The sequence below is a fragment of the Pseudomonas koreensis genome (assembly GCF_025447595.1).
In the GTDB taxonomy this organism is placed as follows: Bacteria; Pseudomonadota; Gammaproteobacteria; order Pseudomonadales; family Pseudomonadaceae; genus Aquipseudomonas; species Aquipseudomonas koreensis_H.
The window spans coordinates 1-13,644 of the sequence record NZ_JAOEJU010000015.1 but is presented as its reverse complement, the minus strand read 5'-3'; the positions used below and the strand labels follow the sequence as shown (position 1 = coordinate 13,644).

10 protein-coding genes are annotated in these 13,644 nt (G+C 61.2%); 2 read left to right on the top strand and 8 right to left on the bottom strand.

Translation table 11 applies throughout. From position 1 onward, the window contains the following. Window positions 1-37: 37 nt before the first annotated feature. Genes N8H71_RS18110 through N8H71_RS18095 form a run of 4 tightly spaced genes read right to left on the bottom strand, consistent with a single transcriptional unit; the run spans window position 38 to window position 5,599 of the window. Window positions 38-1,987, bottom strand: coding sequence for an acetyl/propionyl/methylcrotonyl-CoA carboxylase subunit alpha (locus N8H71_RS18110; RefSeq protein ID WP_262195032.1), 1,950 nt, complete (start codon window positions 1,985-1,987; stop codon window positions 38-40). Then, complete coding sequence (locus tag N8H71_RS18105) at window positions 1,987-2,802, bottom strand: gamma-carboxygeranoyl-CoA hydratase (protein WP_262195031.1); 816 nt, start codon at window positions 2,800-2,802, stop codon at window positions 1,987-1,989. The genes N8H71_RS18110 and N8H71_RS18105 overlap by 1 nt, the downstream gene beginning before the upstream one ends. A gap of 13 nt (window positions 2,803-2,815) precedes the next feature. Continuing rightward, window positions 2,816-4,423 carry a carboxyl transferase domain-containing protein gene (locus tag N8H71_RS18100; protein ID WP_262195030.1) on the bottom strand — a complete coding sequence of 536 codons (1,608 nt, stop codon included), beginning with the start codon at window positions 4,421-4,423 and terminating at the stop codon, window positions 2,816-2,818. Window positions 4,424-4,435: 12 nt separating this feature from the next. Next, window positions 4,436-5,599 (bottom strand): isovaleryl-CoA dehydrogenase, encoded by a 1,164-nt coding sequence (locus tag N8H71_RS18095; protein ID WP_085712435.1) that lies wholly within the window; start codon window positions 5,597-5,599, stop codon window positions 4,436-4,438. A 201-nt stretch (window positions 5,600-5,800) separates the two neighbouring features. Between N8H71_RS18095 and N8H71_RS18090 the strand changes: the two genes are divergently transcribed. Next, window positions 5,801-7,498, top strand: coding sequence for an AMP-binding protein (locus tag N8H71_RS18090; RefSeq protein ID WP_262195029.1), 1,698 nt, complete (start codon window positions 5,801-5,803; stop codon window positions 7,496-7,498). A 664-nt stretch (window positions 7,499-8,162) separates the two neighbouring features. On the opposite strand, the gene N8H71_RS18085 is transcribed toward N8H71_RS18090, so the two are convergent. The 3 genes from N8H71_RS18085 to N8H71_RS18075 all read right to left on the bottom strand — a co-directional run bounded on the left by N8H71_RS18085 (window position 8,163) and on the right by N8H71_RS18075 (window position 10,611). Beyond that, window positions 8,163-9,062: a hydroxymethylglutaryl-CoA lyase gene (locus N8H71_RS18085; RefSeq protein ID WP_262195028.1), complete on the bottom strand. Its 900-nt coding sequence runs from the start codon at window positions 9,060-9,062 to the stop codon at window positions 8,163-8,165. 147 nt (window positions 9,063-9,209) lie between these two features. Continuing rightward, window positions 9,210-9,611, bottom strand: a complete 402-nt coding sequence (locus tag N8H71_RS18080) for a MerR family transcriptional regulator (protein ID WP_007951507.1) — start codon at window positions 9,609-9,611, stop codon at window positions 9,210-9,212. A 55-nt stretch (window positions 9,612-9,666) separates the two neighbouring features. Further along, the gene (locus tag N8H71_RS18075; protein WP_011334997.1) at window positions 9,667-10,611 is read right to left on the bottom strand and encodes a LysR family transcriptional regulator; all 945 of its coding nucleotides are present in this window, start codon (window positions 10,609-10,611) and stop codon (window positions 9,667-9,669) included. Between the two features lie 176 nt (window positions 10,612-10,787). Between N8H71_RS18075 and N8H71_RS18070 the strand changes: the two genes are divergently transcribed. Further along, on the top strand, window positions 10,788-12,017 hold the full coding sequence (locus tag N8H71_RS18070) for an acyl-CoA dehydrogenase (protein WP_003223710.1): 1,230 nt from the start codon (window positions 10,788-10,790) through the stop codon (window positions 12,015-12,017). Between the two features lie 138 nt (window positions 12,018-12,155). On the opposite strand, the gene N8H71_RS18065 is transcribed toward N8H71_RS18070, so the two are convergent. After that, window positions 12,156-13,490, bottom strand: a complete 1,335-nt coding sequence (locus tag N8H71_RS18065; RefSeq protein ID WP_262195027.1) for a phosphate ABC transporter substrate-binding/OmpA family protein — start codon at window positions 13,488-13,490, stop codon at window positions 12,156-12,158. Window positions 13,491-13,644: the final 154 nt, after the last annotated feature.

Genomic DNA, 13,644 nt, shown 5'->3' with positions numbered 1-13,644 from the left:
AGATCGATCCTCGCCAGGCGTAGGATCGATCCACCTTTCACGCTTCTTCCAGTTCGACCAGTGCGCTGCCTTCGCTGACCATTTCGCCTTCCTGGCAATACAGCGCCTTGATAACGCCGGCGTGGGGCGCGCGGATGCTGTGCTCCATCTTCATCGCTTCCAGCACCACCAGTTGCGCACCGGCTTCAACCGATTGCCCGGCCTCCACCAACACTCGAACGATGCTGCCGTTCATCGGCGCCGTCAGACCGCCCTGATGGCTGTGACTGGCTTCGACAGCGCTGATCGGGTCATACGTTTCAACACGTCGCAACTCGCCGTCCCATTGCAGAAACAGAACCTCACCACGACGAATCGCCCTCAGCTGTCGGCGCAGTCCATCGTGCTCGACCACCAGTTGTTCGCCGACCAGTTTTGCATTGCCGTCAGCACCGAGCGTCAACGCCCGATCCTGCCCCTCGCAGCTCAAATGCAAAGTGATTTCACGTGGCAGACCCGCACGCAAACCGCTGTGAAGCGCCCAAGGCGAAGCCGGATCATCTGCCCGAGCCGCCCCCGGTAGACTCTGCGCAAAAGCCTGCGCCGCCGCCTCCCAGAACTCATCACTCAGCGCAGCGGGCGTTGGCAGCAACTGTTCCTGATAGCGAGGAATGAACCCGGTATCCAGCTCTGCCGCCGCAAACGCCGGATGGCCAATGATCCGCCGCAGGAAGTTGATGTTGGTCTTCAACCCGCCAATCGCAAACTCATCGAGCATGCTCAGCAGCCGTAACCGCGCCTGCTCACGATCCTCGCCCCAGGCAATCAGCTTGCCGAGCATCGGGTCATAAAACGGCGAAATCTCATCGCCTTCCTCAACGCCACTGTCCACCCGGCGCCCCGGCCCTGCGGCGGATTCGCGATACAGATCCAGACGCCCGGTCGCCGGCAGGAAGTCATTCGACGGATCTTCCGCATACAACCGAACTTCAATCGCATGCCCGTTCAGCGGCACCTGATCCTGAGTGATCGGCAACGCTTCGCCACGGGCGACGCGAATCTGCCAGGCCACCAGATCAAGGCCGGTAATGGCCTCGGTGACCGGGTGTTCGACCTGTAGCCGCGTGTTCATTTCCATGAAGAAGAACTCGCCGCGAGCATCCAGCAAAAACTCCACCGTGCCAGCGCCGACGTAACCGATGGCCTGCGCCGAACGCACAGCCGCTTCGCCCATCGCCCGACGCAGTTCCGGACTCAGGCCCGGTGCCGGCGCTTCCTCGACAACCTTCTGGTGCCGACGCTGGATCGAGCAGTCGCGCTCGTTCAAATACAGGCAATTGCCATGCTGATCGGCAAACACCTGGATTTCCACGTGGCGCGGCTTCAGCAGGTACTTCTCCACCAGCATCCGCGAATCGCCAAACGACGACTGCGCTTCACGCTGGGCCGAGGCCAACGCCTCAGCCAACTGGCTGACGCCTTCAACAACCTTCATGCCCTTGCCACCACCGCCGGCCGTGGCCTTGAGCAGCACCGGATAACCGATTCGCTCGCACGCGTCACGGAAGGTGTCCAGATCCTGGGCTTCGCCGTGATAACCCGGCACCAGCGGCACGCCGGCAGTTTCCATCAATGCCTTGGCGGCGGATTTGCTGCCCATCGCGTCGATGGCCGAAGCGGGCGGGCCGAGGAAAATCAGGCCGGCGGCTTCAATGGCGCGCGCAAAACCTGCGTTCTCCGACAGAAAGCCATAACCCGGATGAATCGCCTGAGCGCCACTGGCCTTGGCCGCTGCGATCAGCTTGTCGATTTGTAAATAGCTGCCGGCCGCTTTGCTGCCGCCCAGATCGACGCGGATATCCGCTTCACGACTGTGCCGCGCTTCGCGGTCGGTGGCGCTGTGCACAGCAACGGTGGTCATGCCCAGCGCCTTGGCGGTACGCATGACCCGGCACGCGATTTCGCCACGGTTGGCCACCAGCAGGGTGGTGAGAACAGGTGCGCTCATCAACGCGGCTCCTTGGTGGTGGTTGCGGCTTGCCAGCTCGGTGGACGCTTCTGCAAAAAGGCCCGCAGACCTTCCTGGCCTTCCGGGCTGACGCGGATGCGGGCGATGGCGTTTTCGGTGTAGCGGCGCAGGGCCGGGGTCAGCGCACCGTTGCCGACTTCACGCAGCAGATCCTTGCTGGCGCGCATGGCGGCTGGGCTGTTGAGCAGCAGGTTGTCGATCCATTGTTCGACTTTCTGTTCAAGCTCGGTTGCCGGATAGCTTTCCGACAACAAACCGATTTCCCGCGCCCGCTGCCCGCCGAAACGTTCGGCCGTCAGCGCATAACGCCGCGCCGCGCGCTCGCCGATGGCTTGCACCACGAACGGGCTGATCACCGCTGGCGCCAGGCCAATGCGCACTTCCGACAGGCAGAACTGCGCGTCATCGGCGCCAATCGCCATGTCGCAGCAACTGATCAGACCCAGCGCGCCGCCGAACGCCGCGCCTTGCACCACGGCCACGGTCGGAATTTTCAGTTTGGCGAGGTTGTACATCAGCTCCGCCAGTTCCCGGGCGTCGTCGAGGTTGGTGTGGTAATCGAGTTCGGCCGATTGCTGCATCCAGGCAAGATCGGCGCCGGCGCTGAAGTGCTTGCCGCGTCCGCGTACCAGCAAAAAGCGCAGGCTGGCATCGCTGGCGACCCTGTCCAGCGCCAGGATCAGTTCGCGGATCATCTCGGCGTTGAACGCGTTGTTCTTTTCTTCGCGGCTGAGCCACAGGGTCGCGAAACCCCGTGGATCGCTCTGCAATTCGAGGGTGTTGAAGTCGCTCATGAGGTTCTCCCGATCACATCCGGAACACGCCGAAGCGGCTCGGTTCGATAGGCGCGTTCAACGACGCGGACAAGGCCAGGGCCAGTACATCGCGGGTCTGCGCCGGGTCGATGACGCCGTCGTCCCACAGCCGTGCGCTGGAATAGTAGGGGTGACCCTGCTCTTCGTACTGGTCGAGAATCGGTTGTTTGATTTCGCGTTCCTGCTCGGCACTGAACGCCTGACCACTGCGTTCGGCCTGCTCGCGCTTGACCTGGACCAGTACGCCGGCCGCCTGCTCGGCGCCCATCACGCCGATCCGCGCGTTCGGCCACATCCACAGAAAGCGCGGATCGTAGGCCCGCCCGCACATGCCGTAGTTACCGGCACCGAAGCTCCCACCGATGATCACGGTGAATTTCGGCACCTTGGCGCACGCCACGGCGGTCACCAGTTTCGCGCCGTGTTTGGCGATGCCGCCGGCCTCGTATTTCTGACCGACCATGAAGCCGGTGATGTTCTGCAGGAACAGCAGCGGGATGCCGCGCTGGCAGGCCAGTTCGATGAAGTGCGCACCTTTTTGTGCAGCTTCGGCGAACAGGATGCCGTTGTTGGCGAGGATCGCGATCGGGTAGCCGTGCAGATGGGCGAAACCGCACACCAGCGTGGTGCCGAACAAGGCTTTGAATTCATCGAACACCGAACCGTCGACCAGTCGCGCAATCACTTCGCGCACATCGAACGGCTGCTTGGCGTCTGCCGAAACTACACCGTACAACTCATCGCTGGCGTACAGCGGAGCAATCGGCGTGCGCTGCTGCACTTCGCCGAGCTTGCGCCAGTTGAGGTTGGCGACGCTGCGGCGGGCGAGGGCGAGGGCGTGCTCGTCGCTTTCGGCGTAATGGTCGGCGACCCCGGAAGTCTTGCAGTGCACATCGGCCCCACCGAGGTCTTCGGCGCTGACCACTTCACCGGTCGCGGCTTTCACCAGCGGCGGGCCAGCGAGGAAAATCGTTGCCTGATTACGCACCATGATTGCTTCGTCAGCCATCGCCGGCACGTAAGCGCCGCCGGCAGTGCAGGAACCCATGACCACGGCAATCTGCGGAATGCCCATGGCGCTCATGTTCGCCTGGTTGAAGAAGATTCGCCCGAAGTGCTCGCGATCCGGGAACACTTCATCCTGACGCGGCAGGTTGGCGCCGCCCGAGTCCACCAGATAAATGCACGGCAGGCGATTTTGCTGGGCGATCGTCTGGGCGCGCAGGTGTTTCTTCACGGTCAGCGGGTAGTACGAGCCACCTTTCACCGTCGCATCGTTGGCGACGATCATGCACTCGACGCCTTCCACACGGCCGATCCCGGCAATCACGCCAGCGGCCGGCACGTCTTCGCCATAAACGGCGTGGGCAGCCAACTGGCTGATTTCCAGAAACGGCGAGCCCGGATCTAGCAAGCGGTTGATCCGCTCACGCGGCAGCAGTTTGCCGCGCGAGGTGTGACGTTCCTGAGCTTTCGCGCCGCCGCCCTGGGCCACTTGGGTTAGCAGGGTGTGCAGGGCGTCGACTTGTTCGAGCATCGCCGCGCTGTTGGCGGCGAACTCCGCTGAACGGGGGTTGAGCTGGGTATGCAGGATAGCCATGGACAGCTCCGTTTAGCGGGTTTCGTTGAACAGTTCGCGACCGATCAGCATGCGACGGATCTCACTGGTGCCGGCGCCGATTTCGTACAGCTTGGCGTCACGCAGCAGACGGCCGGCCGGGAATTCGTTGATGTAACCATTGCCGCCGAGAATCTGGATCGCGTCCAGGGCCATTTGCGTGGCGCGTTCGGCGGTGTAGAGGATCACGCCGGCGGCGTCCTTGCGCGTGGTTTCGTTGCGCTCGCAGGCCTGGGCCACGGCGTAGAGGTAGGCACGGCTGGCGTTGAGCTGGGTGTACATGTCGGCGACTTTGCCCTGGATCAGCTGGAATTCGCCGATGCTCTGGCCGAACTGCTTGCGGTCGTGGATGTACGGCACGATCAGGTCCATGCACGACTGCATGATCCCGGTCGGGCCACCGGACAGCACGACGCGCTCGTAATCGAGGCCGCTCATCAGCACTTTCACGCCGCCGTTGAGTACGCCGAGGATGTTTTCTTCCGGCACTTCGACGTCATCGAAGAACAGCTCGCAGGTGTTGGAGCCGCGCATGCCGAGCTTGTCGAACTTGTTGCTGCGGCTGAAGCCTTTCCAGTCACGCTCGACGATGAATGCGGTGATGCCGTGCGGGCCTTTTTCCAGGTCGGTCTTGGCGTATATCACGTAGGTGTTGGCGTCTGGGCCGTTGGTGATCCAGGTTTTGCTGCCGTTGAGCACGAAACGGTCGCCGCGTTTATCAGCGCGCAGTTTCATCGAAACCACATCGGAACCGGCGTTCGGCTCGCTCATCGCCAAAGCGCCGACGTGTTCGCCGCTGATCAGCTTCGGCAGGTATTTGGATTTCTGTTCGTGGTTGCCGTTGCGGTTGATCTGGTTCACGCAGAGATTGGAGTGGGCGCCGTAGGACAACGCCACGGAAGCCGAGCCACGGCTGATTTCTTCCATCGCCACGACGTGCGCCAGGTAACCCAGGCCAGCGCCGCCGTACTCTTCCGGGACGGTGATGCCGAGCAGGCCCATGTCACCGAACTTGCGCCACAGATCGGCCGGGAACAGGTTGTCGCTGTCGATCTGCGCGGCACGCGGGGCGATCTCCTTGGCGACGAAGGACTGAACCTGATCGCGCAGCATGTCGATGGTTTCACCGAGGGCAAAGTTCAGGGATGGGTAGCTCATGGGTCACCTTTTGGCTTTTTTGTAGGGTGGGGAGAAGGGCGTTTCAGTTCTCACCTTTACGTTAACGTAAGCCTGTGACGAATGGCTGTCAATCACCCTTTACGTTAACGTCAACTTGAGCGAGAGTAGAGCCAGTTCTGAATGGTCGGAGCTGCTGTAGCTCCGTTCCAACACCCACTAATAAAGACAATAGGGGTCGTCATGGATCAACCCAGTGCAAACCCGCAGCGCAGCTATACCCGTGGTTCCCAGGACAAAGCCTTGCTGGCGATGACCATCGGGCAGAAGTTCGACGAGACCGTCGCGCAGTACCCGGACTGCGAGGCGCTGGTGGTGCGTCATCAGCAGCTGCGTTACACCTGGCGGCAACTGGCCGACGCGGTGGACGTGCATGCCAGAGCGCTGCTGGCGTTGGGTTTGCAGGCCGGTGACCGGCTCGGCATCTGGGCGCCGAACTGCGCGCAATGGTGCATCACACAGTTCGCCACCGCGAAGATCGGCGTGATCCTGGTCAACATCAACCCGGCCTACCGCAGCTCCGAACTCGAATACGTACTCAAGCAATCCGGTTGCCAATGGCTGGTTTGCGCCGGCGCCTTCAAATCTTCGAACTATCACGGCATGTTGCAAGGCTTGCTGCCGGAACTGGCCGAGCAATCCATCGGCGAACTGCGCAGTGAGCGTCTGCCCGAGCTGCGCGGGTTGATCAGCCTTGATCCCCAGCCGCCTTCGGGTTTTCTCCCGTGGTCGCAACTGGCAGATCTGGCCGCCAGTGTCTCTCCAGAACAATTGCGTGAACGCAGCGACAGCCTGCACTTCGATCAGCCGGTCAACATCCAGTACACCTCCGGCACCACCGGTTTCCCCAAGGGCGCGACCCTCAGTCATTACAACATCCTCAACAACGGTTACATGGTCGGCGAAAGCCTCGGCCTGACCGCCGCCGATCGCCTGGTGATCCCGGTGCCGCTGTACCACTGCTTCGGCATGGTCATGGGCAACCTGGGCTGCATTACCCACGGCAGCACCATGATTTATCCCAACGATGCCTTCGATCCGCTGCTGACCCTGAGCACCGTCGCCGAAGAAAAGGCCACCGCGCTGTACGGCGTGCCGACCATGTTCATCGCCATGCTCGATCAGCCTCAGCGTGCCGAGTTCGATCTGTCGACCCTGCGCACCGGAATCATGGCCGGCGCCACCTGCCCGATCGAAGTGATGCGCCGGGTCATCAACGAAATGCACATGAGCGAAGTGCAGATCGCCTACGGCATGACCGAAACCAGCCCCGTGTCCCTGCAGACCGGGCCATCCGACGAACTGGAACTGCGCGTCACCACCGTCGGCCGCACCCAGCCGCAACTCGAAAGCAAGATCATCGACGAGGCCGGCAATCCGGTGCCACGCGGCACCATCGGCGAACTGTGCACCCGTGGCTACAGCGTGATGCTCGGCTACTGGAACAACCCGAATGCCACCGCCGAGGCAATCGACGCGGCCGGCTGGATGCACACCGGCGACCTGGCGAGCATGAACGACGAGGGTTACGTGTGCATCGCCGGCCGTAACAAGGACATGATTATCCGTGGCGGCGAAAACATTTACCCGCGTGAACTGGAAGAGTTCTTCTTCACCCACCTGGCGGTGGCGGACGTGCAGGTGATCGGCATTCCGTGCTCGCGTTACGGCGAGGAAATCGTCGCCTGGATCAAATTCCATCCCGGCCACAGCGCCACCGAACAAGAACTGCAAGCGTGGTGCAAGGAGCGCATCGCCCACTTCAAGACGCCGCGTTACTTTAAATTCGTCGAGGAGTTTCCGATGACGGTGACGGGCAAGATCCAGAAATTCCGGATGCGCGAGATCAGTATCGAGGAGTTGCGAGAAAAGCAGGCCTGACACTTCCCCTGTGGGAGCGAGCCTGCTCGCGAAAGCGGATTAGCATTCAGAAGATCGGCTGACTGAATCACCGCATCGCGAGCAGGCTCGCTCCCACAGGGGCTCAGCGGTGGAAACTCAAATCACAGACAGCACAAAGGGGAGCCGAAGCTCCCCTTTAATTTTGTCGTCGCGTGCTCTTTTTTATTATTGAGGGGCGGTCTGTTGTTGTTTTTGGCAACCGTGGCCCTTTACCGCTGTTTTTGGCGACCCCCATCCGGGGTCAAGAGCAAACGTATTTTTTTGAGCGCTGATCTGCTTTCTCGTCTAGCGATCCAACCGATTCGGGAGCTACCTGAAGGTAGTTTTATTGTTCTCTGCCCGGTTGCGGGTCATTCCGAGGAATACCCTGAAAAGCACACCTTCTCCAAAAAAATCTGTTAGCTGCGTCTCTGCCGTGTTGTTTTTGTTATGTCAGAGTCGGTACGTCTTATTTTTATTGGTTTGCTGCTTTTTATTCTTGTTATGCCATAGAGATAGCAGAAGCCGTGCCAACTTTTCAAAACCCTTGTAAATCAAGGGTTTGAGATTTTTGAAGGATTTTTCCTTCAGGCAAAACCAGACAATTTGTTTCCGTGTTACTCGCTTGTGCCCACGTTTCGCGCTCGGCGGTAACACCATCCCCTCACTGTGCGCTGCGAGCCTTGGCCACGCGCGAACCGGTCGGGCGACCCAGCACGGCGCTGATCTGCTGGCCGGCGGCAATCAAGGCGTCGAGGTCGATACCGGTCTCGATGCCCAGGCCGTTGAGCAGGTACACCACGTCTTCGGTGGCGACGTTACCGCTGGCGCCCTTGGCGTACGGGCAGCCGCCGAGGCCGGCGATCGAGCTGTCGAACACCGCGATGCCTTCCAGCAGGCTGGCGTAGATATTGGCCATGGCCTGGCCGTAGGTGTCGTGGAAGTGGCCGGCGAGTTTCTCTCGCGGCACCTGCTTCGGGACCACTTCGAACAGCCGGCGAGTGGCGCCAGCGGTGCCGGTGCCGATGGTGTCACCCAGCGACACTTCGTAGCAGCCCATCGCGTACAGCTCGCGGGCCACCATGGCCACTTGTTCCGGGGCGACCTCGCCTTCGTAAGGGCAGCCCAGCACGCAGGACACGTAACCGCGCACGGTAACGCCGTGCTGTTTCGCCGATTCCATGATCGGCGCGAACCGCGCCAGGCTTTCGCTGATCGAGCAATTGATGTTGCGTTGCGAAAACGCTTCGGACGCAGCGGCAAACACCGCGACTTCCTTGACCCCGGCTGCCAGCGCATCTTCAAAGCCGCGCAGGTTCGGTGCCAATGCGCCATAGGTCACGCCGGGCTTGCGCTGGATCTGCGCGAACACCTCGGCGGAGCCAGCCATCTGCGGCACCCATTTGGGCGAAACGAAACTGCCGACTTCTATATAGCCGAGGCCGGCGGCGCTCAGCGCGTCGACCAGTTGCACCTTGTCGGCGACGCTGATGGGCTGGGCTTCGTTCTGCAGGCCGTCACGCGGGCCGACTTCGATCAGGCGTACTTGGGAGGGGAGGGACATGGGCTGAACCTGCTCATTATCTGACTGTATCGAGAACCCTGTGGGAGCGAGCTTGCTCGCGATGGCGTTGGGTCAGTCAACATCAATACTGGATGTTCCGGCCTCATCGCGAGCAAGCTCGCTCCCACAGGAGTTGAATTGTGGCTGTTACTGCGCGACTTGCTGACTCTTGAGCGTCTGCTCCAGCGCCTGCACGCAGCGCTCTTCAGCGGTATCCAGCTCCAGCTTCATCTGTTCGATGTCCAGCAGTTGCTGTTCAAGCTGTTCACGACGCTCGCTGATTTTCGCCAGCATGCTGTTGAGTTGTTTGGTGTTACCGCTGGACGGGTCGTAGAGCTCGATCAGCTCGCGACACTCAGCCAGGGAAAAACCGATGCGCTTGCCCCGCAGGATCAGCTTCAGGCTGACCTTGTCGCGTGGCGAATAGATGCGTTCCTGGCCTCGGCGCTCGGGGCTGAGCAGGCCTTGTTCTTCATAGAAGCGGATCGCCCGGGTGGTGATGTCCAGCTCGCGGGCGAGGTCGGAAATGCTGTAGGTCTGGCTGCTCATGAAAGCGCTCGAAGAAGGGTCTTGGCGCTAAGCTAATGGCAGGTTGACGTTTACGTCAAGTGGCGGGCGCCTGCAGCTTGTCGAGCTTCTTCTCGTGGGCTGTCACTTGCTGGCACAGCTCGATCATCTGCTCGCGCATCCAGCGGTTGGCCGGGTCCTGATCGGTGCTTTCGTGCCAGTACAAATGGGTTTCCACGGGTGGCACATCGTTGACCGGCAGATTGAACGCATGCAGGTCATGGCGACGGGCAAAACGCTCCGGCACGGTCATCACCATGTCGGTCTGCTGCAACACCTGGGACGCCATCAGATAGTGCTGTGAGCGCAGGGCGATCTTGCGCTGGATGCCCATTTTGCCCAGCGCCAGATCGACATGGCCCAGGCCACTGCGGCGGCTGGAAATATGAATGTGGGTCAGCGACAGGTAATCGTCGAGGGTGAATTTTTCCTTGGTCGCCAGCGGATGGCCCTTGCGCATCGCACAGACGTAACGGTCTTCCATCAGCTTGACGTGGCGCACCTGCGGGTCGGTGTTGAGCGGCGCATCCACGGCAAAGTCGAGGCGCCCGGCGGCGAGTTCCTTGGTGGTTTCCCGGCGTTTGGACAGAAAGCTCTCGATGATCACCGTCGGCGCCAGACGACGCAGGCGCTGGAACAGCGGGGGCAGAATCACCGCTTCGGTCAGGTCGGTCATGCTGATGCGGTAGGTCTTGACCGCTTGCGAAGGGTTGAAAATGCGGCTTTCCTGAACCGATACCCGCAGCAGCGACAGCGCGTTGCGCACCGGGCCGATGATGTTCTGCGCCATGGGCGTCGGCACCATGCCCTGGGCCGTGCGTACGAAGAGCGGGTCGTTGAAGGTCTCGCGCAACCGCGCCAATGCGTTGGACACCGCCGGCTGGGTAATGCCGACAATCTGCCCGGCGCGGGTCAGGTTGGCTTCGGTGTAGATCGCGTCGAAGACGATGAAAAGGTTGAGGTCGACCTTGCTCAGATTCATTACGCGGCTCTCTTCTTATAGGTGGATGGCACGGGTCAGGGCGGCCAGGAAAATCAACCAATCATATATCGGTGATGAATGTTTATACACGCCGAGAATAGGCTAGGTAAATTATCAACGCTGTTCTAGCATCGATTGCATGACTTAAACAACCTGCCGAAAAAAGGTAATTGCTCATGGATTTCGCTTATTCGCCCAAGGTGCAAGAACTGCGTGAGCGCGTGACCGCGTTCATGGACACTTACGTTTACCCGGCCGAAGCCGTGTTCGAACGGCAGGTTGCCGAGGGCGACCGCTGGCAGCCGACGGCGATCATGGAAGAACTCAAGGCCAAGGCGAAAGCCGAAGGGCTGTGGAATTTGTTTCTGCCTGAGTCAGAGCTGGGCGCCGGCCTGACCAACCTCGAATACGCACCATTGGCTGAAATCATGGGCCGTTCGCTGCTGGGTCCCGAGCCGTTCAACTGCTCGGCACCGGACACCGGCAACATGGAAGTGCTGGTGCGTTACGCCAACGAAGAGCAGAAACAACGCTGGCTCGAGCCGCTGCTGCGCGGCGAGATCCGCTCGGCGTTCGCCATGACCGAGCCTGACGTCGCGTCCTCCGATGCCACCAACATGGCCGCCCGTGCCGTGCGCGATGGCGACGAGTGGGTCATCAACGGCAAGAAATGGTGGACCTCCGGCGCCTGCGATCCGCGCTGCAAGATCCTGATCTTCATGGGCCTGAGCAACCCCGACGCCCCGCGCCACGCCCAGCACTCGATGATTCTGGTGCCGGTCGACACCCCCGGTGTGAAGATAGTCCGTCCGCTGCCGGTGTTCGGTTACGACGACGCACCTCACGGTCACGCCGAAGTGCTGTTCGACAACGTGCGGGTGCCGTACGAAAACGTCCTGCTCGGTGAAGGACGCGGCTTCGAAATCGCTCAAGGGCGCCTCGGCCCGGGCCGGATTCACCACTGCATGCGTTCGATCGGCATGGCCGAGCGCGCGCTGGAACTGATGTGCAAACGTTCGGTAAGCCGCACTGCGTTCGGCAAACCGCTGGCACGTCTGGGCGGTAACGTCGACAAGATCGCCGACTCGCGGATGGAAATCGACATGGCGCGCCTGCTGACCCTGAAGGCGGCGTACATGATGGACACCGTGGGTAACAAGGTCGCCAAGAGCGAGATTGCGCAGATCAAGGTCGTGGCACCGAACGTCGCGTTGCGGGTGATCGACCGGGCGATCCAGATTCATGGCGGGGCAGGGGTGTCGAACGATTTCCCGCTGGCCTACATGTACGCCATGCAACGCACCCTGCGCCTGGCCGACGGCCCGGACGAAGTGCACCGCGCGGCGATCGGCAAGTTCGAGATCGGCAAGTATGTGCCGAAGGAAATGCTGCGTAGTGGTCATTAAGACCGCAGCGCTTCTATCGCGGGCAAGCCCGCTCCCACAGGGATCTCCGGTGAACGCATTGTCGTGAACACCAGAAACACCTGTGGGAGCGGGCTTGCCCGCGAAGGCGTCAGTGCCTGCAACGCATCAACACCAGATTCAGTAAACCCAAACCTCAACCCGCCGGTTCTTGATCCGGCCTTCATCCCCGCTGTTGGTCGCCACCGGCATCAGCGCGCCAAACCCGCGCACCTCGCGTAACACCACGCCGTTTTTCACCAGCTCCCGACGTACCGCCATCGCCCGCAGTTTCGACAGCAAATCCGCCCGCGCCGGGTCGTCCTTGGCGTCGCCGAATCCCACCAGTGTTACCGCGCGGTCGGTCTTTTCGTGGTGCTTTATATAGTCGAACACCCGGGCCAGATCCTGGCGAGCCTTGTTGTCGAGGCTGGCGCTGCCTTCTTCAAAGCGGAAGTTTACCGTCAGACGCTGGGCGTGGCGGCTGAGGGATTGATAACCCTCGGGCATCAGCGCATTCGGCGTGACGGCGATGGCCTGCACGGTCTGGGCGATAAAACCGTTGGCCGCGACAATCGCCTGGCCCCGACGGCTCTGCGCAAACTCCACCAAGGCCCTGGCCCAGGGATTGTTGCTGTCGGGCGGCAGATAGAAGAACAGCCGCCGCGACAGCGGATAGTCTTCGGTGGCAATCAGGCTGGCCAGCGGCAGCATCGCCTGGGATTGCCCGTCGACAATCGCCACGGCTTTGGCCTGACGCACATAGGGCAGACCGATGAAACCGATGCCCTGCGGGTCGGCACTGACGGCGTCGGACAACTGCTCGCTGGATTCAAACCGTTTCGCGGCGTAGCTCAGCGATTTCCCACGACGGCTGAGGACAAGTTCCTTGAACGTGTCGTAGGTCCCGGACTGATCATCCCGCGCATATAAATGAATCGTCCCACCCTTGCCGCCGACGTCTTCCCACGTCTTCGCCTCGCCGCTGAAGATCCGTGCCAGTTGTTCGGTGTTCAGTTGATTCAGCGGATTGTCGGGATGGAGGATGATCGCCAGGCCATCGATGGCAATGACTTGCTCGGCGTCGGGGCTTTTCAGATCGCCCCGGGCTTGCAGGTTCAGCAGTTCGCTGTCCTTGATCGGGCGCGAGGAGGCGGCCAGATCAGCGCTGGCGTTCTTGAGTGCAGTGAAACCGGTGCTCGAACCGTGGGCGGCGATCTCCACCACGACTCTTTGGCCTTGAGCCGTCAGGCCGACGACCCGTTGCTCGTTAGCGGTGTCCGGGGTTTCGCTGTGGACTTTCAACAGCCCCTGATCTTGCAGCAGGCCTTCAACCAGCGCCGGGCCAAGCGCCGCGCCAATGGTGTTGGAACCCTGGATGCGCAATACCGGGCCGTTCTCGGAAATGGGCAACGCCGCAAACCCAACCTGCAGCCAGGCGCTCAGGAGAAAGACGAACAGAACACGCAGGGTCATGCCGGCACCGATTGCAGCCAAGGGGATTGCCGGGGAGATTAAGTCAAAGACGTTTCTGAAAAATGACAGTGATCCAATGTGGGAGATTCTATGGTTGAGGGGAAACCCTCAACCGGCCTTCGGCTGATATTCGCTTTGCCCCTTCAACAGCGCA